This is a genomic window from Flavobacterium sp. 103, from assembly GCF_003096795.1.
GTDB lineage: Bacteria > Bacteroidota > Bacteroidia > Flavobacteriales > Flavobacteriaceae > Flavobacterium.
Window position 1 is genome coordinate 318,409 of sequence record NZ_QENX01000001.1, and the last position, 24,448, is coordinate 342,856.

General features: G+C 35.4%; 16 protein-coding genes. 4 read left to right on the forward strand and 12 right to left on the reverse strand.

The annotated features are described in order from the left end of the window. Positions 1-279 precede the first annotated feature (279 nt). The 4 genes from C8C85_RS01185 to C8C85_RS01200 all read left to right on the forward strand — a co-directional run bounded on the left by C8C85_RS01185 (position 280) and on the right by C8C85_RS01200 (position 5,200). Complete coding sequence (locus tag C8C85_RS01185) at positions 280-1,146, forward strand: AraC family transcriptional regulator (RefSeq protein WP_116795439.1); 867 nt, start codon at positions 280-282, stop codon at positions 1,144-1,146. A 303-nt stretch (positions 1,147-1,449) separates the two neighbouring features. Beyond that, positions 1,450-2,739: an L-fucose:H+ symporter permease gene (gene fucP / locus C8C85_RS01190; RefSeq protein WP_116795440.1), complete on the forward strand. Its 1,290-nt coding sequence runs from the start codon at positions 1,450-1,452 to the stop codon at positions 2,737-2,739. A gap of 24 nt (positions 2,740-2,763) precedes the next feature. Then, positions 2,764-4,404 carry a UxaA family hydrolase gene (locus C8C85_RS01195; RefSeq protein WP_116798328.1) on the forward strand — a complete coding sequence of 547 codons (1,641 nt, stop codon included), beginning with the start codon at positions 2,764-2,766 and terminating at the stop codon, positions 4,402-4,404. 31 nt (positions 4,405-4,435) lie between these two features. Continuing rightward, a complete protein-coding gene (locus C8C85_RS01200) occupies positions 4,436-5,200 on the forward strand; it encodes an SDR family NAD(P)-dependent oxidoreductase (RefSeq protein ID WP_116795441.1) in 765 nt (254 codons plus the stop codon). Between the two features lie 568 nt (positions 5,201-5,768). On the opposite strand, the gene nagB is transcribed toward C8C85_RS01200, so the two are convergent. The 12 genes from nagB to C8C85_RS01260 all read right to left on the reverse strand — a co-directional run bounded on the left by nagB (position 5,769) and on the right by C8C85_RS01260 (position 24,342). After that, positions 5,769-7,706 carry a glucosamine-6-phosphate deaminase gene (gene nagB, locus C8C85_RS01205; RefSeq protein ID WP_116795442.1) on the reverse strand — a complete coding sequence of 646 codons (1,938 nt, stop codon included), beginning with the start codon at positions 7,704-7,706 and terminating at the stop codon, positions 5,769-5,771. Positions 7,707-7,846: 140 nt separating this feature from the next. Then, positions 7,847-8,764, reverse strand: coding sequence for a DMT family transporter (locus tag C8C85_RS01210; protein ID WP_207786916.1), 918 nt, complete (start codon positions 8,762-8,764; stop codon positions 7,847-7,849). A gap of 21 nt (positions 8,765-8,785) precedes the next feature. Next, positions 8,786-9,901 (reverse strand): N-acetylglucosamine-6-phosphate deacetylase, encoded by a 1,116-nt coding sequence (gene nagA / locus C8C85_RS01215; protein WP_116795443.1) that lies wholly within the window; start codon positions 9,899-9,901, stop codon positions 8,786-8,788. Between the two features lie 79 nt (positions 9,902-9,980). Then, positions 9,981-11,168 (reverse strand): AGE family epimerase/isomerase, encoded by a 1,188-nt coding sequence (locus C8C85_RS01220; protein WP_116795444.1) that lies wholly within the window; start codon positions 11,166-11,168, stop codon positions 9,981-9,983. A 96-nt stretch (positions 11,169-11,264) separates the two neighbouring features. Continuing rightward, a complete protein-coding gene (locus C8C85_RS01225; protein ID WP_116795445.1) occupies positions 11,265-13,370 on the reverse strand; it encodes a GDSL-type esterase/lipase family protein in 2,106 nt (701 codons plus the stop codon). Between the two features lie 198 nt (positions 13,371-13,568). Then, positions 13,569-14,813, reverse strand: coding sequence for an MFS transporter (locus C8C85_RS01230; RefSeq protein WP_116795446.1), 1,245 nt, complete (start codon positions 14,811-14,813; stop codon positions 13,569-13,571). 93 nt (positions 14,814-14,906) lie between these two features. Further along, complete coding sequence (locus C8C85_RS01235) at positions 14,907-16,043, reverse strand: galactose oxidase (protein WP_243412025.1); 1,137 nt, start codon at positions 16,041-16,043, stop codon at positions 14,907-14,909. Positions 16,044-16,097: 54 nt separating this feature from the next. Beyond that, the gene (locus C8C85_RS01240; protein ID WP_116795448.1) at positions 16,098-17,027 is read right to left on the reverse strand and encodes a dihydrodipicolinate synthase family protein; all 930 of its coding nucleotides are present in this window, start codon (positions 17,025-17,027) and stop codon (positions 16,098-16,100) included. A gap of 93 nt (positions 17,028-17,120) precedes the next feature. Further along, positions 17,121-18,584, reverse strand: a complete 1,464-nt coding sequence (locus tag C8C85_RS01245; protein WP_116795449.1) for a RagB/SusD family nutrient uptake outer membrane protein — start codon at positions 18,582-18,584, stop codon at positions 17,121-17,123. Positions 18,585-18,602: 18 nt separating this feature from the next. Continuing rightward, complete coding sequence (locus tag C8C85_RS01250; protein WP_116795450.1) at positions 18,603-22,250, reverse strand: TonB-dependent receptor; 3,648 nt, start codon at positions 22,248-22,250, stop codon at positions 18,603-18,605. 182 nt (positions 22,251-22,432) lie between these two features. Further along, positions 22,433-23,602, reverse strand: a complete 1,170-nt coding sequence (locus tag C8C85_RS01255; RefSeq protein WP_116795451.1) for a FecR family protein — start codon at positions 23,600-23,602, stop codon at positions 22,433-22,435. A gap of 128 nt (positions 23,603-23,730) precedes the next feature. Next, positions 23,731-24,342 carry a sigma-70 family RNA polymerase sigma factor gene (locus C8C85_RS01260; RefSeq protein ID WP_116795452.1) on the reverse strand — a complete coding sequence of 204 codons (612 nt, stop codon included), beginning with the start codon at positions 24,340-24,342 and terminating at the stop codon, positions 23,731-23,733. Positions 24,343-24,448: the final 106 nt, after the last annotated feature.

Below are 24,448 nucleotides of genomic sequence, written 5' to 3' on the forward strand. Positions count from 1 at the left end.
CAGGTTTATATTATTTTATGAATCACTTTAAAAAAAATCATTTTTTCCCAGATATGAAAGGTTTTCTTCTTAGAAATTACCCTATTAATTTTTATAAAATTTTACAAAAAAAGTATAGCGCAATAACAAGAATCTCCACACTAACCTTCAGATAAACTCCAAGTTTTTAGTTAAATTTGCATTATTTGGGAATTTGAAAGATATAATAACTAAAGCATATTTTTTAATTCAATATTATCTTAGTTTAATTATTAATTATCTTTGTAAAAAAAACGAATAATGAAAATTGAAAAAACAAAAATCACATCATACCTAAATAGCTACATTTCTGTTATTTCTCGTGAAGATCCTTTTTTTCAATCTCCTTTTCATTCGCATCCGGAACTCGAGTTAGTCTATATCAAAGAAAGTTATGGAAAGAGAATTGTTGGGAATTCTGTAGAACAATTTGTGTCTGGCGACATGGTTTTTCTTGGTTCAGACATTCCTCATGTATGGTTAAATGACGAAATTTATTACAAAGGAATAAATACACTAAAGGCCCAGGCCATAGTTGTTTATTTTAACAAAGACATCTTTGGTCCCATTTTTTATGAATTAAAAGAAACCCAAAAAATAAACAATCTCTTTAATCGAGCAGGCAGAGGCTTATCGATTACGGGAAAAACAAACGAACTGATTGCTAAAAAATTAGAGAAATTAGTTCACAAAAAAAACTTCGAAATCATTATTGGACTTTTTGAGATTTTATCAATGCTTTCCGAGAGTAGCGATATTGCATTTGTAAATAATGAAGCTTACACTCCGGCAAATGAAAGTGCCAAAAACGATCGCCTTTCGGATGTTTTCGAATATGTAAAAGATAATTTTAAACAAGATATTTCGCTGGATGAAATTGCCAAAATTGCCAATCTAACACCAACCTCCTTTTGCAGAATGTTTAAGTCAAAAACCCAAAAACATTTTGTGGAATATCTCAACGAGATTCGGGTTTCCAATGCCTGCAAATTTCTAATTGAAACCGACATGGGCATGTCTGAAATTGCATACGAGTGTGGATACAAAACTGTTTCCAATTTCAATAAACTTTTCAAAAAGCTGACCGAAACCACTCCAAAAGAATACCGTAAAAACACAGAAAACTAATTTCTTTCGAATTTATACAGGACTCCTTTATATTGTACAAAATTTATAATGTTTTTTTTAAAAACAAAGAAATCTCCAAGCCCAACGATACAACAATCTAGATACCCCTTTCAGTAATTCTCTTTTCTAGGCAAACATATTTACAGCAAACAACAGACATACAATTACTTAGATAACATATTTTTATTATTTCTTTTTACAGAGATAATAAACAGTTAAACTAAGATAATATTGAATTAATAAATATACTTTAGGAATTATACCTTTCGAATTCTAAAACAGTAAAAAATTAATAAAATCCGTATGGCATTATCACCTACTTCAGTTGTTCGAAAGAGCGTTGATTCTACAGAAAATAAAAAGTGGTTATTTCCCTTTATTTTGGTAACCAGCTTGTTTTTTTTCTGGGGATTTGTACACAATTTGGATCCAATCCTTATTCCTCATCTAAGAAAAGCCTTTAATCTTACAGATTTACAGTCTTCTTTGATAGATTCTTCCGTATTTATAGCCTATTTTGTTATGGCTTTGCCAGCGGGTTATATCATGCGAAAGTATGGATACAAATCGGGTATTATGATAGGATTGACCTTATTTGGTATTGGCTCTATTTTATTTGTGCCTGCAGCCAATTCATTACAATATATTTATTTCCTTGGAGCTTTGTTCATTATCGCCTGCGGACTTACTTTTTTAGAAACAGCGGCCAATCCTTATGTTACAATATTAGGCCCAGCTGAAACGGCAACCAAAAGATTAAATTTTTCCCAATCCTTTAATGGTCTTGCCGCTTTTATAGCTCCAGCATATATTGGACCCATGATTTTGTCCGGGAAAAATTTGACTCAAGAGCAGATGGATGCCATGAATCCATCTGAATTGCATGCACATATTTTGGAGGAGGCAGCGAGTGTAAAAATGCCTTATTTAATTTTAGGATTGATTATTTTGGCTGTGGCCGTAGTATTTTATTTTACCAATATGCCTGATGTAAAAGACGAAGATAAAGAAGGTGTAGACGGTGCAAGTTTTGCCGGCGCCCTGAAATCGATGCGATTAAGATGGGGAATTCTGGCACAATTTTTTTATGTGGGAGCACAAGTTTGTGTGGCTAGTTTTTTTATAAAAATGGCAACCACTTCTGCAGCTCTTACAGAAGATACTGCAGCCAAATATTTAGGCATTTTTGGTTTAACGTTCATGATAGGACGTTTTGCCGGAACATTTTTTATGCAATATATACAGCCAAGAAAATTACTGATTATATATTCAATAATCAATATTTTACTTTCAATTTTAGCGATAATGGGTACAGGTATGATTGTGGTTTATACTTTAATTGCAATCGCATTTTTTATGAGCATTATGTTTCCAACTATCTTTTCGATGGGAATTGATGGACTTGGGCACAATACTAAAATTGGATCTTCGTTGATCGTAATGTCAATCGTGGGAGGAGCTTTATTACCTCCGGTTTTAGGATTAATCTCGGATGCTACAGGAAACATTCAAAACGGTTATGTTGTTCCATTGACTTGTTTTTCAGTAATACTGTTGTTTGCATTTAACGGACATAAAACAAATCAAGCATAAATTCTATTTAATATAATTATGGAAATGAAAAGATTAGTAGTGAAGATGCACCCAAGCGATAATGCATTGGTGGCTTTGATCGATTTATCAAAAGGAGAAAGTGTTATTTTTGAAGGGCAAACATATATCCTTCAAGACAATATTAAAGCAAAACATAAATTTTACACCTCTGATTTGAGTAAAGGGGATGAAGTGATTATGTATGGTGTTTTGGTTGGAAAAGTACAATGTGATGTGGCCAAAGGAAGTCTGATGACCACCGAAAATCTAAAACATGCCGCTGAACCTTACGGGTATCGTCAAACAGATTTTACATGGCAAGCCCCAGATGTTTCAAAATACAAAGACAAGACATTTAAGGGATTCAAAAGAAAAGACGGACGTGTGGGAACTGCCAATTACTGGTTATTTGTACCAACCGTTTTTTGTGAAAACCGAAATTTGGATGTAATTAAAGAAGCGCTACATAATGAATTGGGGTATTCTGTAAGCGATAAATACACACAATATACTCACCAATTATTGGAGGCTTACCAAAGCGGAGAAAATATTGATTCAGTTGACCTACAACTTACGCCAAATAATAGTGCCAATCGTGTTTTTAAAAATGTAGATGGAATAAAATTTCTCAATCATCAAGGGGGTTGTGGAGGTACACGTCAGGATTCGGCAACTTTAAGTGCTTTATTGGCATCTTATGCTAACCATCCAAATGTGGGAGGTATAACGTTGTTAAGTCTGGGCTGTCAGCATTTGCAAGTGCAGGATTTTGTGAATGACGTGAAGAAACAAAATCCGGCATTCGATAAACCATTACTTATTTTTGAACAACAGCAAACCGAAAGCGAAGAAACATTAATTGCCAATGCCATTAAAAAGACCTTCGAGGGCTTAATAGAAATCAATCAATATGAAAGATCAGAAGCTCCGTTAAGCGAATTGTGTGTTGGTGTAAAATGTGGTGGAAGCGATGGTTTTAGTGGAGTTTCCGCAAATCCAGCCGTAGGATATACTTCAGATTTATTGGTAGCTTTAGGTGCCAAAGTTTTATTGGCTGAGTTCCCTGAATTATGTGGAGTGGAGCAAAACCTGATTGACCGTTGTACAACAGAAACTTCGGCTAAAAAATTCATTGATTTGATGCAGTCCTACGATGCTTTGGCTCATAAAGTGGGTTCTGGTTTTCACATGAATCCTTCACCAGGAAATATCAAGGACGGATTAATAACCGATGCAATAAAAAGTGCCGGTGCCGCCAAAAAAGGAGGAACAGCACCTGTAGTAGATGTATTGGATTATACTGAACCAGCAACAAAAGCAGGTTTGAGTTTGGTTTGTACTCCAGGAAATGATGTAGAGGCAACAACTGGTAAAGCGGCTTCTGGAGCAACATTAATCTTGTTTACCACTGGATTGGGAACTCCAACAGGCAACCCGGTTTGTCCTGTGATTAAGGTAGCTACCAATTCCATTTTGGCTAAAAAAATGAGTGATATTATTGATATCGATTGTGGACCGGTAATCAGTGGAGAAAAAACCATTGAAGAAATGGGCGAAGATATCTTGGAGTATTGCATAAAGGCGGCCAGTGGAGAAATTATCCCCAAAGCAGTACAATTAAACCAAGATGATTTCATCCCATGGAAACGTGGTGTTTCATTATAAAAAAATAAAATAATTTTAAAATATAAAAATCATGTTCTCACTACAAAATAAAAAGGCGGTAATAACAGGAGGCGGAAGCGGAATAGGAAAAGCTATTTCGGTTTTGTTTGCCAAGCAAGGAGCCGAAGTCCATATTGTTGAATTGACTCAAGAAAGCGCACAATCAGCAGTGGAAGAAATAAAATTGTCTGGGGGAAAAGTGTTTTCTCACGCCTGCAATGTGGCCAATCAGCAAGAAGTATCGGCAACATTCGAGACAATCGGAGCTATCGATATCTTGGTTAACAATGCTGGAATCGCCCATGTGGGGAAAGTAGAAACCACTCCAGAAGCCGACTTTGATCGCATCATGAGCGTAAATGTGAAAGGTGTTTACAACTGTTTGCATATGGCTGTGCCACAACTAAAAATTTCTGGTGGTGGAGTTATACTGAATATGGCCTCAATTGCGGCTTGGGTAGGAATCCCGGATCGATTTGCTTATTCTACGGCAAAAGGAGCGGTAATGGCAATGACTTTATCAGTAGCCAGAGATTATTTGGGAGATAATATTCGTTGTAATTCGATTTCTCCGGCACGAGTTCACACTCCTTTTGTGGATGGGTTCATTTCCAAAAATTATCCAGGTCAAGAAGCCGAAATGTTTGAAAAATTATCAAAATCACAACCCATAGGCCGTATGGCCAAACCAGAAGAAGTTGCTGCTTTGGCATTGTTCTTATGCAGTGATGAAGCTGGTTTTATTACCGGTTGCGATTATCCAATTGATGGTGGATTTATCAAACTGAATAATTAATTCGAAGTCATTAGTTGATCTAAACAAATTACTCTGCATTGAAAGTGCAGAGTATTTTGTTTTATGGGGTATTGTGAACTTCATACTTTATCTATTAGTACTAAGAGCTAATGGATGCCCAAACATTTTGAGTACCTGTTTTACTTTTTAAGTTTCAGATTTTTTTGTGCTCTTTTATTTTTCGAATAACCATAAGTGATACTCCAACTCATTCCGCAAAGTCTTCCTGTATGGCATTACCTAGTTTCTTTTTTTTTTACAAAATCAGATAAATTATTCACACTTTGAAATTTATTGATTTTATAGATTGCTCCTTTTGGAATACAAGATTTTCTTTAAATTAATACTTTTAAGTTATGAGATTTTGTTTTTCCTTTGGTTTTCAAACAAATTAAATGATTTAAGAAAAAAAAAGTAACACTCAAAATACTTTTGAAGATGTCCTTTATTAATCTGTGCTTGAATCACCCGCATTCCTGATTTTTTTCTGAATTATAGTTTAATTTGTTTAAGGGCCGGTACAAAATTAGGATTTGTGGTTTTAGCAAACAATCAAAGCAATTGGTATTTAGTACTCAAAACGTTTAAAAGCTTCGATCGCCTCATATTCGGCAAGTCCTAATTTATCGTATAATTTTGCCGTGCTTTTATTTCGATCCTCGGCTCTAACCCAAAATTCTCTTGAATCATTTCCTTGGAACATTACTCTGTCTTTTTGGGATTGGTGGTACAAAATGGCTTGTCTTTTCAACATAACTTCATCAGGACTCAATGGAACAGCCATATCAATTTCATGTATATCCCATTCGTGCCAAGCTCCTCTGTACAACCACAACCAACAATCGTTCATGAATGGTTTCGATTTTAATGCTTTCATGGCCGCAAAAATAGCATTCAGACATACTTCATGCGTACCGTGCGGATCAGCAAGATCCCCAGCAGCAAATACTTGATGTGGTTTAATTCTCTCGATAATTTCCTTTACAATAGCAATATCTTCTGGCCCTAATGGTTTCTTTTGAACCATACCCGTTTCATAGAATGGCATATCCAAGAAATGGGTGTTTTCGTCCTTCAAACCAATGTATCTCGTTGCGGCATACGACTCGCGTCTTCTAATTAATCCTTTTAATTTACGCACTTCGGCAGAATCGCTTTGTCCAATTGTTTTTGAATGGATTGAATCTATTACAGCTTGAAAATTGATTCCTGATTTATCTTTTTCGACAAAATCATTGCACACTTCAGCAAACTTCAATGCCTCATCATCAGTAACCGCAATGTTTCCAGAAGTTTGATACACCACATGTACATCGTGACCTTGTTTGATTAATTTGGCAAACGTTCCTCCCATCGAAATAACGTCATCGTCCGGATGTGGACTGAACAGAATCACTCTTTTCTTGGCGGGATTCGAGCGTTCCGGTCTATTACTGTCATCTGTATTCGGCTTTCCTCCTGGCCACCCAGTAATGGTATGTTGCAATACATTAAACATATTGATGTTCAAATCGTAAGCCGAACTTCCTGCTGCCAACAAATCCGACATTCCATTGTTGTTGTAATCTCTGTCAGTCAATTTAAGGATTGATTGATCGGTATGTTGGCAGAGCCAAACAATTGCTTTATTTTTCAACTGTTCCGTCCAAATACATTCTCCAACTAACCAAGGTGTTTCCAATCTCGTCAATTCCGAAGCTGCTCCTTCATCCAACACAAAAGTAGTATTGTTATGATTTTGCAAAAATGTCGCAGGAACTTCAGAGCTGATATCGCCTTGAATGGTTCTCTTGATAATGGATGCTTTGTTTTGTCCCCAAGCCATCAAGACAATTCTTTTAGAACGAAGAATTGTAGAAACTCCCATTGTGATAGCCTTTTTAGGGACATTCCCAATTCCGTTAAAATCACCCGAGGCATCTACTTTTGTAATATGATCCAAAGTAATAATTCTAGTTCCAGAATTGATATGCGAACCCGGCTCATTAAAACCGACGTGACCCGTGCGACCAATTCCCAACAATTGAAAATCAAGACCTCCTGCATTTTTAATGTTCATTTCATAATCAACACAAAACTGGTTTAGGTCTTCCAAAGAAACAGTTCCGTCAGGAATATTGATGTTTTCCGGTCTAATGTCAACATGGTTAAAAAGATGCTGGTGCATGAAATAATGGTAACTTTGGTTACTTTCCTTAGGCATAGGATAATATTCGTCCAAGTTGAAAGTCACAACATTGTCAAAACTCAAACCTTCTTCTTTGTGCATACGAACCAATTCCTGATATACTTTTATTGGAGAAGAACCAGTAGCCAATCCTAATACACACTTTTTATTTTTTTCTTGTTTCGAACGAATTAAATCGGCAATCTCCTGGGCAACAATTATTGAAGCATCCGTTGAGTTTTTAAAAATTACGTTGTGGATTTTTTCAAAACGGGTATCTTCAAACTGACCTGCTTTTTTGAAGCTTATCTCTCTTTCTGATTCTAATGTGTTTTCCATTTTCTTATTTTTAATAAATTTTATTATTCTTTAAATATTGAGATTAATTTTTCTGTAAAAATCTCTTTTATTCTTTTATTCTTCAATAACAACTGTTTAACAATAAGTTATTTTTTAGCCAAAAACTCTAAATCTTAAATTCAGGACTTGCTTTTCTTTTGAACTATGTATAATCCGCTTATAACAAGAATAACTCCAAAAACAGTATAAAAAGTGATCGGTTCTTTCATTATAAAATGAGCAATCAAAAAACCAAATATTGGACATAAAAACAGCCAATACGAAGCTTTGATTGGGTTACTTTTTAATAAATAAAGCCAAAGCTGCACTGCGCCTATAGAAACCGGAATAGCCAACCAACAAACCGAAGTCCAAAAAGAAGTGTCGAAATTATTCTTATCCGATTCATAAGTTGCACATAAAGCCGGCAGTAAAAAAACACCTCCCAAAATAGTCTGCCACCCATTGATAGTTAGAATGTTCAACCCATTCCAATTCACTCTAGAATAATAAATAGTACCCAGTGAATAAGCAATCATGCTTATCAATAAAACTATTATCCCAAAAGGCGTTGCATAGCTGTTTTGCAAAAGCGGATAAGCTGCCATAACCACTCCCATAAAACACAATAATAAACTCAGAATATTTTTGAACTTGATTCTATGAGAAAACCAAAAGGCAGACATCATCGCAATAAAAACGGGATTCGTAGCGACTGCCAAACTCCCCAAACCTGCGGAAACTTGTTGCATGGCAATAACATATAACCCGAGATAAAATGTAATATTTAGAAATCCATAAATACTAATTTGTATCCATTCCCTTTTAACTGGCATGCGATTTCCTAACACTATATGAGAAACGAATAACATAATACTTCCCGCAATAAGAAATCTAAAAATAGATATTACAAAGGGTTGAGCAGAAACCAATCCAATCTTGGTTGCAGTTGAAGCAGAAGACCAAAGGAAAGCAAATACTATCCCTGCAAAAACACTTTTCCATTCTTTAACCTCAACTCTGCTTAACAAACTCTTCACTTTAATTATTTCACTCAAAATGTATTTTTTTACTCTTTATTAAAAAATTAACGATTCAACTTTTGATAAATCATCATTAAAACGAACAAAACTGGCTGGATACCCCGGTTTTATTTTACCCAATTTATCCTCCATTTTAATCGCACTTGCTACCCGACAAGTTGCCATTTTTATGGCCTCATCTATAGTCACATTCAAATACTGATGGGCATTACGAACAGCTTCATCCATTGAAATGCTGGCACCGGCCAAATTGCCTTCATCATTTCTATAGAAACCATTTTCCAGATGAGCATCAAAATTTTCCCATTTGAAATTGGAAACTTTACGTCCCAAAAATGCAGCATCCGTAATCAAAAAGAATTTCTCTTTCTTTAATTGATAAGCTATTCTCGCAGCGGCATAATCACAATGCGCACCATCTAAAATTACAGGAGCATAAACAGCTTCGTTGTCAAAAGTAGCCCCAACTAAACCCGGTTCACGATGCCCAAACTGAGTCATCGCATTAAATAAGTGAGTCACTAAATGTATCCCTTTCGAAAAATAATATTGCGCTTCTTTGTAAGTCATTGTTGAATGTCCAGCCGAAATCACAATGCCACTTTCCAAAAGCATATCCAGTTGCTCTTCTGTAAAACATTCTGGAGCAATAGTAATAACTTTTATAACATCTTTACCATAACGAATAATCTCTTCTAACTCCGAATTAGTAGGCTTCCGAACCTGATTCAAACTATGCGCCCCTCGTTTCAAAGGATTTAAAAAAGGGCCTTCTAAATGCATTCCCAATACCCCATTTTTGTGCTTTGACCGATAGTCTCTAATCGCTTGAATCCCTTGAAGAATGGTTTCCTTTGATGATGATATTAAACAAGGAAGCGTATGGGTTGTTCCATATTTTAAACTGGATTCATAGATATCCTGAATGGTTTCCTCTGTAGGATACTGACTAAAATAATGCCTTTCTCCTCCATTGATTTGGATGTCAATAAATCCAGCTGAAAGATGCCTTCCTTTCAGATCAATAACTTCAATATCCGTAGGGATTTCATTTTGAACGGAAAGAATAATATCATTTTCGATAATGACAATACTGTCAATTAGTATTTCATCACCTGTATGAATTATCCCGTTTATAATAGCCTTTTTCATCTTTTAAAATTACATTTTTATTTTACTTGATATTTTAAATAAATCAAGTCGTTTGACAATCACTTTAACGAGTTAAAAACTAACTTTCTTTCAAATGCTCATTTAAGATTTGAAGACAATACCATTCTTGGCGAGGCAAATGAAAGGGTCCTTTGTACATATTCCCTTTGGCGGTCTGCGCTATACTCCCGTCTCTATGCAGATAGCCAAACCATTCTCCATTCTTGTCATCATGGAATTTCTCATAGGCATAATCATGAACCATTTTATGCCAATTGGCATATTTTTCATCTCCTGTCATAGTGTAAGCCAGCAGTGTTGCTATAATTACTTCGTTATGTGGCCACCAGAACTTCATGTCTTGCCAATATTCTTGAACAGGCTTATCATAGACATCACGGAAGTACAAAATACCACCATGTTCTTTATCCCAACCGCGTTCCCACATATAATCCAACATTTTACAGCCTAGAGCAATTAAATGAGGATCATTGTTTCTATATTTTGCTTCATGCAAAATAAACCAAGCCCCTTCAATAGCATGACCTGGATTCAAAGTACGCCCATCAATATGATCCATAATAGATCCATCAGGCGCGACTTGCTCCATCACACATTTGATATCCTCTTTTACAAAATCACGTTCTATTTCGGCAATCCATTTGCTTATCCATTCATCGCAGCGTGGATCACCAATGTTTTCTCTTAATTGTTGGGCTGTATTCATCATAATCATGGGAACGCCAATCCCTTTGGATGGCCGGGTTGAAGTAAACTTAGGTTCCAATAAACCTGGTACCGTAGCATATTCAATACACTTTCCAAATAAAAAACGAGCTTTTTCAGCAACAGCTTCGTCCCCGCTCGCTTTTGCGTAAGCAGACATTGCAATTACTGCAAAAGTTTCAGAAAAAAAATAACGTCTTTTTCTAATAGGCAGTCCCTCACGTGTGACATGAAAAAACATCTGTCCATCCGTGTCAAAACAATGACTGTTTAAAAAATCGATACCCGATTTTGCCCCCTCCAGCCATTCTTTTTTAGGTTCTACTGTATTATAAAGCGTTGCCAATAACCACGAAGCACGCCCCTGAATCCAGACCGCTTTATCATCATCTATTAAACTTCCGTCTTGATCACGCATCAATAAATACCCCCCATATTCAGTATCTATCGAGCGGGGAAACCAAAAAGGAATTGTATCATTTAGTAATTGGTTCTGATAAAAATCTTTAAGGTTTTGAAGTTCTGTATTTGAATAGCTCATTTTTTTGGAATTTTTAAGCCGAAACGAATAATGCAAAGCAAATTTTCGATCGATCTGTCATTAATATTTATCTCTATATTGTTCTTGCTGACTTATTTATTTTTTTTGTAAAGAGTCCACTTCTAATCTAAAAGTAGAACACGGTAAACCTGATTCGTTAACCAAATTGGCCAATGTGAAAGGTTTCCAAGCGTATAAAACTGTTGTAATCTTCTCCCCTTTCGGAATGCTTATAACTACTTGATTATTTACAATTGAAGCCTCAGTTTCTATGTGTTTCCCTTTATCTGTTACTAATTCAAAACCTAATACTGCTTTTTTATCTGAGGTACTTAAATGTTTCGCTGACGCAAAAGAAATCCAAATCGTCTCCTTTTTTTGTTCTGCTTTTAATGCAAATGGTCCGTTGGCAGCAATTGCTTTTTTATACGTATAATGCAATGTCAAACGGGCGAGACGGTCTGCAACCTCTTTTTTCTTTATGGGATGCACATTTTTTTCATCACCATAATCCATACTAACGGCCATGCCACTATTCGGGATTTTATTTTGCAATCTATTTTGCATCTCTCGAAACTCGGGCCAAGTTGGTCGATCGGTGCTTGACAATTGAACGTAATAGAAAGGAAATTCGGCACCCCAAGCTTTACGCCAACTTTGCACCATTACAGGCAAAAGATGTTCATAAAGACCAACATTATGAGCGTTACTTTCCCCTTGATACCAAAGAACACCTTTGATTGGAAATTGAGTAAAATCTGCTACTCCCGATTCAAAATTATAACAGGGTTGGTATGGATGACGTTGTTTGGAATTGATAGCGTTTTTCAAATTTACCTCAGCTCGTTCGCGTACCCAAGGCATTATAAAATCTGATTTTCGCCAATTGGTCAATACGTCTACCTCTTTGTCATCATGTTCCAATGTGTATCTGTCCATCCAAGATTCGATGGGAGAACCGCCTACTGCAACTTGTATTAAACCAATTGGAACATTTTCCTCGTGAGCGATATTTTTACCAAAATAATAGGCAATTGCCGAGAAGTCTCTTGCTGATATTGAATCACAAACAGCCCAACTTCCCGAGAAAAATTTTAATTGATTGGTTTTAGCCAAAGTGACAGAATCCCATGCCATATCATCTGTTTCTTGTATCGCTTTCCAATTCAACAAACGAAGTTTCGAATTAGCAATTGCCTGTTGCACCTCGGCCATCCCATTTTCAGATTTTTGGAGCGGAAAAGCCATATTCGATTGCCCCGAACAGAACCAAACATCTCCAACTAATATATTTTTGAGTACAATGCTATTTCCTTTATCTTGAATAGTCATCTGATAAGGCCCACCTTCAATCATTGCCGGAAAGCGGACTTTCCATTTACCATATTCATCTGTAATTGCTGTTTGTTTTTGTTGCAGGAATGAGATTTCTATTGGATCACCTCCATTGGCTTTGCCATAAATAACAATAGGTTGATTGCGTTGCAAAACCATATTATCTGTAAAAACAGCTTCCAATTTTAGTCCGCCAAAATCTTTTGTGACATTCCCATAAACAGTTTGTGCCAAGATAGCTGCTCCTTCTTTGACTGGATGTAATGCATCTGGAAAAAGATCCGGACGGTTATATAATTTTTCGTGCAAATCGATTAAACCAACTTGATTCACTTTTGCAATTCTTTCGATATGCGCTTGGATTTCCCAAAACCAATCTCTAGTCCCTGATTTAAAGCGAGGATGTTCATTAAAGATTGGTGTCATGCGACAGATATATAGTTTTACTTTTGGATTTTGCTTTTTCAAAGTATCCAACAGCCAAGCATAATCGGCATCGAATTCTTCTTTGTAATTCGGCCAATTTCTTGGATCTGTATCATTCAATCCTAAATGGATAATCGCTATATCGGGTGCAAAAGCAATCGCATCAGCACATTCTTTGGTTTTATAATAGGGCGTATGTCCTTTTTTTAAAAGTGTTGCTCCACTGTGCCCAAAGTTTTTTACCTCATAGTTATTCCCCATCATTATTTGGAGTTGGGAAGGATAGGAATCCGTAACAGGATTCGCTAAAAGATAACCTGCAGTCACAGAATCTCCTATACACGCTACCTTCACCAAAGAAGTTTGCGCTACTATTCTATTGTTTGCTAAAAACAATAAAAGAATCAGTAGAGATAATAGGCATCCTTTAGAATTATTCATGTGCAGCTAATATTTATTTTTTAATAGAAAATGGCATCGTAATTATCAATCCCTGTTTGTGTTTATGAATCTTGAAATTTTTTATTTATAAAAAAAATGCATACTAAAGTTATCAGCCAAGGTGAAAATTTTAATTCCACCTCAGCAGATAAACAACCAAATAACCAACTCAAAAATTCTAAAAACTAAAAAACTTATTTATACATCAATGTAATCGTTAACCTGAGGACGCAGAAAAATAATCTGAACTAATAATGCAGCCAATACTACACCTGCCATCATTGCAAAACCACTTCCCAAGGTTCCTTCATCAGCATATTTCCCTAATATTGATGTGACCAATGCACCACAGCCAACTCCAGTCATATTCAAAATTCCATAAGCCGTTGCTCTTTGTTTTGACGATACAAATTGACAAAGTATCGGCATATTATTGGCATCAAACATTCCGTATCCAATTCCGAAACAAAGAGCAGCACTCACAATATGAAAGAGAGAATTTCCAAAACCAATTAACAATAAGGCAGGAATCGTCAAACTCAATCCAATAGCACTTGTATACACTCTCCCTTTGATATTTTTGACAACCCATTTATCGGATAATATTCCTCCGAAAATAACCCCTAACAAAGAAGACATTGAAATTGTTATTGTTGCCAATGGCCCGGCCTGTTCCATAGAAATTCCTAAATTATCCGAGAACAATGTTGGTAACCAATTTTTGGTAGCCCAACCCGGTAGGCTGATTGTTGCAAAAAAGAATAAAATAATCCAAAACGAAATATTCGTAAACAACAATCCTAATCCTTTAAAAACAGAGCTTTTTTCTTTTACTTTATCTAAATCTGTAACTACCATTTTTTTCTCAGGAGCTTTTTTCTCGTAAAGGAAGAATACCAAAACAAGAGCATAAACAACTCCTATTAATCCAAAATAATGAAAGGTTGTATGCCAAGAATAAGCAGCTGCAATAGTTGCTCCAAATCCTCCTAAAGCCGACCCGACATAAAGACCCGTCATGTGAATTCCTATGGCAAGTGATCTTGATTTTTGCTGATGATAATCAGCAATTAAAGACAAACCGGCAGGAATATACAATGCTTCGCTAACTCCCATTAGTGCTCTTAACCAATACACTTCATTGTAACCCGTTGCATATCCCATGGCATACGTGACTGCAGACCAAACAAATAAACTCCCAACAATCAACCACTTCCTATTTAATTTATCAGCTATAAGGCCTGACACTGGGCTCATCAAAGCATATATCCAAAGAAATATTGCCATTAACCGTCCGAAATTCTCGCCTGAAACCAATTCTGGAATATCTGCTTCCATTGAAGGGCGCATCGTAGCCAACATTTGCCTATCCATATAGTTGAGCAACGCTACAACCCATAGCAAGCCCACTACCATCCAAGGATAATATTTTGAGTTCTTCATAATTCTTTATGATTAAAAATGTATTCTAATGATTTTCTCCTCTTCTATTGGAGTGAAAAATAGCTAACCAGAAAAATTTAAGATTAAATTCAATTATTTTATTTTTCCCAACATTACATTAGGTGTTCTTATTCCCGGCTTTATTTCACCATTAGACAAAATAATATCATCTCCCCATAATACTGCAGTTGTTGTAACGGGAGCCAAAAACGGCAATTCACCTACTTTTGTCCATGCATCCGTAAGCGTATTATAAAACAACATACCCTTATAAAACCCTTGATGTGTCGTATTCAACACATTCTTCTCGGCAATAAGTCTTACTTTTTCTCCAGGCGAATTTGTTTGCGCTATCTGAGACAAATAGGTTTCTATTTTATGAAAAGTCACACCATTATCACCTCCCAGAATTAAAATCGAATGGGTTCCTACCGCAACCGCCGCGCCCGCTGAAAAGTTTGTGGTATTTACTCCATCGGATATTACGGCAGCTCTAGTCCATGTTTGTTTTTCTATGTTAAAAACAAAAGTAGTATTGTGTAATTCACTGATACCAGTAGCCGTTTTGGTTCTTCCTCCAATAACAAAAATGGCAGTACCTTCTTTTGTTTTTTGAACAACAGCAACAGCATTGGCCAAAGCAATAGGTAAATTAGGCAACTCTTCCCATGCTGGATTCAAAACATTTAAATCCAAACTATAAAAATGATTTGATGATTTTTTAGCTTCATCACCACCAATTGCATATACCGTATTTCCAATATGGGTTAATGCAATATTTGCCATCGCCAAAGGAAATTGTGGTAACGAAAGAATGGCAACGTCATTTTTAGAATCTTTCCATTTCAAAATATATGCCTTATTCGACAGTCCATTTTCATTTTCACCTCCTACATATACAACTCCTAAATCTGTTGAAGTAACACCACAATACGCAATCGGTTCAGGTAATTTAGCTTTTGTCTTTTTATTCCAAACAAAATTCTCTCCCTGTTTTTGCAGTACATGGATTTCATCAGAATATTTCTTTACTCCTCCTTCCCAAGGCATTTTATCTGGAAAATTAGCGCCACCAGTCACAATCAAGACATTCTTATGTACCCCATTTATAGGCCCTGCAAATCCAAGAGATTTACTTCCTTCGTTATTTTGCAAATAAGTTGCAATTTCCCATTCGATGGTATTAAAATCTTTTACCTGAGAACTGACCGTTGTTGTTATTGACATCATAAAAAATAATGGAATTAGAGAAAGTAATAACTTTTCTATTGAGTTCATTTATAATTAACTAGCCGGATTTGATTTAAAGCTTTTGAAATCCAAGCTTTCAACATCTTTTTGGAACTCCACAAACTGTTCTGCATTCATGTTTTTAACCGGTAATCTAAAATCACCCAAATTCAATCCTACAACTTTCATATAGGATTTACCAACTGAAATTCCTCCATATTTGCCTAAAAGACGAATCATGTTAATCGATTTTTGTTGTAAAACACGAGCCAAAACCAAGTCATTAGAATTAAAAGCATCAATCAATCTATGATATAAAGGTGCTGCATAATTAAAAGTGCTCCCCACTGCACCCTTTGCTCCTAGTACTAAAGCTGACAACATGTTCTCATCACGCCCCCAAAGCATATCGTATTTTCCGTCTTTATAACTCATACAACTTTGGAAATCCATAAAATCTTCATGGGTATATTTGACTCCGGCAAAATTGTCCAGTTTACCATCTAGTGCTTGAACCAAATCAAACATAGGCACGTTTACGCCTGTCAAAACCGGAATGTGATAGTAATATAATGGCATATTTGGTACGCTCTCACCAACCATGATGCACGCTTGAGCTAACATATCAACATTCGCAGGTTTAAAATAAAAAGGAGCCGTAAGGGAAACAGCATACAATCCTATTTCATAAGCGTGTTTTGCCAAATCGATACAATCTGAGAGACAAGTCCCTCCCAAAAAGACCATTACTTTAAAATCGGAATCGTGATTGGAGCAATCTGCCCAAGCTTGTGCTACAGCTTTCTTTTCTTCTAAAGTAATAGAAACCCCTTCGCCTGTTGAACCATTTATAAAAGCTCCTGTAATTTTGTTGTGTTTTAAGAATGCGTAATATGGTGCAATTAAACTTACATCTAATTTTCCATTGTTGTCAAATGGTGTGAATGGTGCCGCTATAAGTCCTTCTAAATGTTGTATATTCATGATGATTTTTCGTTAAATTATGGGTGTTAATTGACCAAGCCGAAAATTTTTTTATTTTCGACTCAATCAATAACAGTAAGTTTTTAATCTAGATTAGTACCCAGGATTTTGGGTTACTTTTGGATTGTAGTTAATTGTATTTTGTGATATTGGGAATAATATTTGCTTACCAGTCATAGAAGGTACGTTAGCCGTTTTATTAAAACGAACTAAATCCCACCATGCTTTTCCTTCAAAAGCCAGTTCTTTTAGACGCTCATTCAAAATAGCATCATCATTTGCCGCTTGAGAAGAATTGGCAAATGAAGCGGTTGCATCTGCTCTTTTCATCACTTGATTCATCTCTACAGTTGGATCCTGACCTAAAGCATTTTTAATTTCGGCTTTCATCAATAGGATATCTGCCCATCGGTAAATAATGATATCACTGGTAAATCGTCTTAAAGTACCGTCAACAGTACCGTTGTATTTCATTAAACCCGTAACCACATCTGCAGTATTTGCAGTATTTCTCAGTGTCAAATAAGTAGCATCTTTTCTAGTGTCTGTAGCTGCAAAATTAAAATGTGCCGGATCAGGTTGCACTCTAGAAATACCGGCATTACCGGCACCAGAACCCAATGTTCCAAACATTGCTGTAGCCGCTGCTGTCGTTGCTCCTGGATAATCTGAAGGGCCTACATACATAAAAGAATTCCAGTTATCCGATAAATTTGAAGTAACATCCGTTAGTGAATAACGAACTGCAAAAAGAACTTCATTATTTCCTTTATTCGCATAACTGAATACATCTTTAAAATTAGGAAGTAGCGTAAATCCTGCTGGTATAGCGTTTATAGCGCTTAATGCAGTATTCAAATCAGCCGATCCTCCATTTAATTGTTTGGCTGTCCACAAATTAACTTCTGCTTTTAGAGCATTCGCAGCCGATTTTGACAATTGTACTTTATTGATACTCTCGTCAGGGAAATTGGCAAGTGCTAATTCAATATCCGATTTGATGAAAGCAAAAGTTTCCTCCAAAGTATTACGGGGAACAATATATTCGTTTTGATTCGTGTTCTCTGTTGGCGTTGTCACAATTGGAACGCCTCCCCAAGAACGAGCCATAATAAAATAAGCCAAAGCTCTCATCGTATAGGCTTGAGCCAGATATCTTTTTTGTTCGTTTAAAGTAGATGAACTAAATTGAATAGTTGGAACATACTTTAAAATTAGATTCGCTTGTTGTACAACAGTATACAAACCACCCCAATCTACATCTACATTTTGAGCCGTAAGATTATTGTTGTAATAATTCGCTAAAGTTAATGGAGACTGAACTCCTCCTTTAATTTCGGCACTTCTTGCGCCACCCAATAAATAATAATTTTGTTGAGTTTGTGTTCTAAAATTAAAGTACAGTCCATTGACAGCTGCCTTGGCATCATCCTCAGTTTTCCAAAAAACGTCAGAGGTGATTACACTTTCGGATTCTAAGTTTAAGTCGTCCGCGCAAGAATTCAATAGCGAGAGACAAGCGAATAAGATAGAATATAATATATATTTATTTTTCATGATATTTAATATTAAAATTTACAGACTTACATTTAATCCAAGTATAATATTTCTTGGTACAGGATATGTTCCTGTAGCTCCAGCCGAATTTAAACCTTGGCTAGACCCTCCATCAATACCTTGAACTTCAGGATTTAAACCTGTATATTTAGTGAAATAATAAAGATTACTTCCCGTTAGATAAAAGCGGGCAGATGCCAATTTTATTTTATTTGCAAAAGAACTAGGAACGGTATATGCTAAAGTAATTTCTCTTAAACATAAATAATCTCCACTTTCATAATAACGGCTATTTCCTTGAAACATATTTGTATTATAAGCGGCTCCGCTTGCCTCAGATCTAAATAAATTGTTTTGATTCGTTTGATCTGCCCAACGGTAACGTGGTACATCTGTAATATCTCCTTCTTTTTGCCAAGACTGTAAACTTTCAGCTAACAACCCATAATTTCCTTGAAATTGACCTACAAAACGAGCTCTGGCTTCATTGTATATTGTTGCTCCCAAAGAATAATCGGTTCTTACCACTAATGAAAATCCTTTATAACTTACATCAAAATTAAAACCTCCTACATATTTAGGAAACATATTTCCCATGTAGGTTCTATCTTTACTATCGATAACATTATTGCCATCAGTATCTTCAAAAACAGCGTCTCCAGGATATTTTATACCATTTGGATTTCCACCTGCTGCGTTAGTTTTAGTTACATAAGTATCTTTTGTTGTTGCATTATAAGCATCCGCAGCGGCTTGTGTTGGAAGAATATACAATTGTTTGTGAGCGTAAAAATCTCCAATTTTTTGTCCTTCTTGTGATCCACCAACATATACATACGATTTACTTCCAGCATCCCAAATTTGAGTACCACCAATTCTATTGTTTAAATTTCCGTTGTAAGGAAGTGTTTCGATAACATTAGTGTTGTGTGAGATAATAAATCCTGCATTAATTTTCAAATCATTTTGATTGTAAATATTAGCTGATAACTCCATTTCGAATCCTTTGCTTCTTAAACCACCTAGATTGGTCAAAACGGTTGAGAAACCACTATTAGAAGGTAAAGTCAAATTGGTCAATAAATCTGAAGTCAATTTATTATAGAAATCACCAATTAATCGAATTTTGTCTTCGTTTATCCCCAAATCAAAACCAATATTATTCGTTTGTGATTGCTCCCATTTTAGTCCGGGATTTGCAATTTGAGAATTTACAATAGCAGACTGACCGTTGTAATTATTGGCAATTCCATTTACTGAACCAGAATATAATCCTCCAGCTTGAAAGTCACCTAGAGTTCCTAAATTACCATTGATACCAAAACTTCCTCTTAATTTAAATGAAGACAAAACGGTTGGCATTGCTTTCCAGAATTCTTCTTCATGGACATTCCACCCAACAGATACCCCTGGGAAAAATCCATACTTATTATCCGGTCCTAAACTTGAAGCACCATCATAACGGAAAGATCCTGTAAATAAATATTTGTTTTTATAATCGTAGTTCAAACGTCCGAAAACGCCGTTCATAACTAATTTGGTATTATTGGCATACACTGAAACTGGAATTGGAGACGAATCTAATGTTTGTGCCAGATCCGAAGGACTTCCTTTTCCTGAAGCATTAAATGTTTTTATAGTTCTTCCATAATTTGAAGCTCCTAACTTGGCTTGAAAATTTCCTATTTCATCAAATGATTTGGTATAGGTAAAAACTCCCTCAAATTGTGTTTGAAACAAACGATTATTCAATTGAGTTGCAGTTCGAGTATTATCTACTAATCCAGTACTTCCACTCAAAAAAGCTTGTTGAAAAGTGTTTCCAGAAGTGTTTTCGGTATACAAAGACATCGAAGGCGCAAAATTCAAATCCTTTGTAATCTTCAAATCTCCATCAACAGCTAATTGCAATTTTTCATTTTCATTAATCCCTTTGACTTTCCCCATTTGATACAATGGATTTCCGTTAATGTTATTCTGCCCCGGAGCCAAAGTGCCATCTTCCAATAAAAACTTGGTGGTTGGAGCATTTCCTAAATATCTATTAAAAACAACACTATTGCTTACCACTTGATTATTATTAGACCTAGCATATAACATTTTACCGTTTAATGTAAAATTATCCGCCAAGTTAAAAGATGCATTCATTTTTGCTGTAAATCTTTCGTAACCTGTATAGATTGTCACTCCATCTCCTTTTAAATATCCTAAACTTAAATCGAAAAGACCTTTGTCTGTTCCCCCACTAAAATTTAAATTATAGTTTTGTGTAAAAGCATCTTGAAACAAAACATCATTCCAATCTGTACTTTTGAACATAATTGTATTCGCAGCATTAAGAGGGTCTGCCATTTCTTGCCATCCTTTGGCTTGCAAAGAGGCAATCGTATCTGCTGACAAACTCGATTTTAATAATGTTGCAAATGGTGTATTATTATTCAAATTATTCCCAGTCCCATAAGGAGTTGCACCAAGTAATTGATTGTCTCTTGCATTAGGACGTGTACCACCCATAATATCAGCAGCATTTTTAACCCCTAAGCGAGATAGACGTATAAAATCTTCTCCTCCCAAAAAATCGTACTGTTTTGCGATTTGACTAAACTGAGAAGAATACCCAAAAGTAATTTTAGTTTTCCCAACCTTAGCAGTAGAGGTAGTAATAATAACAACCCCATTAGACCCACGTGCACCATAAATGGAAGTTGATGCAGCGTCTTTTAATACTTGCAATGAAGCAATATCGGCCGAGTTAATATCGTCAATTTGGCTACGAATTACCCCGTCAACAATATATAATGGTGTAGCTCCTGCAGGATTATCAATAGAGGTACCTCCACGAACTAAAATATTTGAAGCTTTACCCGGTTGACCAGATGCTGTACGAACAACTACACCACTTACATTCCCTTGCAATGCCTGAGTAACATTAGAATAAGGTACGTTTTCTAAAACTTTTCTATCTAATTTAGAAACCGAAGTACTAACAGTTCTTCTATTTTGAGAACCATACCCTACAACAATTACCTCATTCATTTGTTGTCCAACTTCTTTTAAAACAATATTCAGTTGTGCATCGCCTACAATCTTAACTTCTTGATCTTGTAAACCTATATAAGTTACAACCAATACAGTCACATCATCTGGAATTTCAATTTCAAAAGAGCCGTCAACATCAGTCTGTGTAGAAACCTTTGTGCCTTTAGCCAATATATTTACTCCAGGCAATGACTCTCCTTTTTCATTGGAAACCTTTCCTTTTATTTTTCTATTGATAGGTGCTATTGTGCTTTTCTTTAAAGTAGGCTCATCTTTTGGAATTAAAGAAATGGTTTTACCTTGAATAATCCATTTTACAGATGATTCCTTAAAAGCTTCTTGCAATACTTTTTCGATTGAAGCATTTTTCACATCAATTGAAATTGGCTTTACATTCTTTAAAATAGTGACGTCATAGAAAAAAACGTAGGTTGTTTGTTCTTTAATAACTGACAAAACTTTTTTTGCTGACACGTTCTTTCCAGAAAAAGTTATCGTTTGAGAAGATACTGCTGCCGATACATTGAGCGTAAGAGCAATTATCAATATGGACGTTAATTTCATAACTTTCCAGAATTTAGGAGTAAGCCAAGAATTTCTTGACTTGCATTTTGGTAATAATTTCATACTTTTGTAATGATTTTGGTTAATAATAAATTTTCCTTGCTTGGTCTATTTATACGTTTTTCAAGTCATAGTTCCTTTGTACTAAGGAACAAGCCAGCGATGCTTCCAACATCTGCTGGCTTTTTTTATTGAATTACAGATAAATATTTTATAAAATGAGTTTCCTCGATTTGTCTTTTTTCTTAAGGCATTACTCTCAAAACTTTGCCTTCTATTTTAAAATGAATATTATTTCCCTCTAAAATTTTTAATACTTGTGATAGTTCTAAATCACGATTTATTTCACCTTCAAAATTTCTGGAAACAACCCCTTTTTCGAAAACAATATCTACATCATACCATCTGCTTAATTGACGCAGAACAGTTTCTAAACTTGCATTGTTAAAATAAAACATGCCTTTTTTCCAAGCCATCACTTCATCAAAATTATCAAGCTCCTTAACAGCTACAGCTCCAGTATTTTTTATTTCGGCTTGCTGACCAGGTTTTAAAAGTACTTTTTTATCTTTTTTACCTACCAAGACACTACCTTCTAAAAGCGTGGTATTAATTTCACTTTCATCATCATAACTATTGATATTAAAATGAGTTCCCAATACCTTTACTTCAACATCCTTAACACTTACTGTAAAAGGTCTGCTTTTATCTTTGGCCACCTCAAAATAAACTTCTCCTTTTATTGAAACCTTTCTTTCATTAGCGGCAAAAGAAGTTGGAAATGTAATCGAGGAAGAAGCATTAAGCCAAACTTTTGTACCATCTGACAATTCTAATTTATATTGTCTCCCTCTCGGCGTAGTCATAATATTAGTAACGGCTTTAGCATTGTTCTCTCCCTTATAAACCAATTCTCCATCCTTTTTTGAAACAGCTGTATTACTTTGATTGGCCAAAACTCCATTGGCTACACTATCCAAAACAATTTGAGAGCCATCTGCCAATGTAAGTATGGCACCTGTTCTTCCTGGAGGAATTACATTTTTTTCATTATTAACTACAGCTGGAGCAATAGTATCTTTTTGAGAAAATTTAAAATATCCAAGCCCAAGAACAACTACGACACTCGCAGCAACAACTAATCTTTTCCAATTAAATAAAGTAAAGTCCGCTTCTTCTTCAATTTCCTTATTAACATTCATTTTCACCCTAAGCTTTTCAATAAAATGCTGAGTCGATTCCGAACTCTCACTAATAGGTTCTATACTTTCATAATTTTCGCGAAGGATATAATCCAAATCATCCGCATATTGAGGATCATCAATCATTTTTAACAACTGTGCTTTCCCTTCAGGAGATATTTCCCCTAAAACAAACTGGTACATAAGTTCTTTAAACACTTCTTTTTGATACATAACTAAAAGATTTAAGCCTTGTGATGATGTCCTTCTTATATAAAGACGAGGATACTTCAACAAAGTGGCAATGAAAATTATAAAAAAACTAAAAAAAGAATAAAAAAATATTGTGAGCTCAATAAAAATCACAAAAAAGAAGAAATAAAAGAACGCAGACCTATACCCAAAAGGATCAGCAAACGGATACCATAATGCCTGTGAAGATAAATTCTAAGGAAGTTTAAGGCCTCTAATAAGTGCCAACGTATGGTTCTTTTGGCCAGACCAAGTTCTGAACTAATGAAATCCGTATCTTTTCCTTCTACACGACTCAATAAAAATATAGTACGTCTTGGTTCTGTCAAAAGATTGGCTCCCTCATTTATGATTTTATCTAATTCCTTATATTCGTATTGCTCGTCCGGTTTTAAAAACATTTCCTGAAGTTTTTCTCCTTTAAAGGATTCTGTTTCGATCAATTTTTTACGAATATGGGTGATAATTAAATTACGGCTAACGATGAAAAGGTAATTGTCAAAACTTTTTATTTCGGACAACTTTTCTTTTTTTTGCCAAATTTGTATAAAAATATCTTGGGTAAGTTCTTCGGCTACAGGATACGATTTTACAAAACTCAAAGCCTGTTGCAACACTTTTTGCCAATATTTCTCTACGAAATAATTATAAGCCATTTCGTTCCCTGATGCTAATTCTAATAAAATAACTGACTCATCTGAAGTGAGCAATGGTGATTTCATAATACGTTTTTGGAGGTTAGTTGGTTAACTATTGGTTAAGCAAACATAACTAAATATATTAAACTTTAAAAAAATAAAAGAATGCCCCCCTTAATAACACTCCACA

Bases quoted from the DNA above. Each gene is read 5' to 3' on its own strand.
- C8C85_RS01185 (WP_116795439.1), top strand. From the start codon at position 280: ATGAAAATTGAAAAAACAAAAATCACATCATACCTAAATAGCTACATT.
- fucP (WP_116795440.1), top strand. From the start codon at position 1,450: ATGGCATTATCACCTACTTCAGTTGTTCGAAAGAGCGTTGATTCTACA.
- C8C85_RS01195 (WP_116798328.1), top strand. From the start codon at position 2,764: ATGAAAAGATTAGTAGTGAAGATGCACCCAAGCGATAATGCATTGGTG.
- C8C85_RS01200 (WP_116795441.1), top strand. From the start codon at position 4,436: ATGTTCTCACTACAAAATAAAAAGGCGGTAATAACAGGAGGCGGAAGC.
- nagB (WP_116795442.1), bottom strand. From the start codon at position 7,706: ATGGAAAACACATTAGAATCAGAAAGAGAGATAAGCTTCAAAAAAGCA.
- nagA (WP_116795443.1), bottom strand. From the start codon at position 9,901: ATGAAAAAGGCTATTATAAACGGGATAATTCATACAGGTGATGAAATA.
- C8C85_RS01220 (WP_116795444.1), bottom strand. From the start codon at position 11,168: ATGAGCTATTCAAATACAGAACTTCAAAACCTTAAAGATTTTTATCAG.
- C8C85_RS01225 (WP_116795445.1), bottom strand. From the start codon at position 13,370: ATGAATAATTCTAAAGGATGCCTATTATCTCTACTGATTCTTTTATTG.
- C8C85_RS01230 (WP_116795446.1), bottom strand. From the start codon at position 14,813: ATGAAGAACTCAAAATATTATCCTTGGATGGTAGTGGGCTTGCTATGG.
- C8C85_RS01235 (WP_243412025.1), bottom strand. From the start codon at position 16,043: ATGATGTCAATAACAACAACGGTCAGTTCTCAGGTAAAAGATTTTAAT.
- C8C85_RS01240 (WP_116795448.1), bottom strand. From the start codon at position 17,027: ATGAATATACAACATTTAGAAGGACTTATAGCGGCACCATTCACACCA.
- C8C85_RS01245 (WP_116795449.1), bottom strand. From the start codon at position 18,584: ATGAAAAATAAATATATATTATATTCTATCTTATTCGCTTGTCTCTCG.
- C8C85_RS01250 (WP_116795450.1), bottom strand. From the start codon at position 22,250: ATGAAATTATTACCAAAATGCAAGTCAAGAAATTCTTGGCTTACTCCT.
- C8C85_RS01255 (WP_116795451.1), bottom strand. From the start codon at position 23,602: ATGTATCAAAAAGAAGTGTTTAAAGAACTTATGTACCAGTTTGTTTTA.
- C8C85_RS01260 (WP_116795452.1), bottom strand. From the start codon at position 24,342: ATGAAATCACCATTGCTCACTTCAGATGAGTCAGTTATTTTATTAGAA.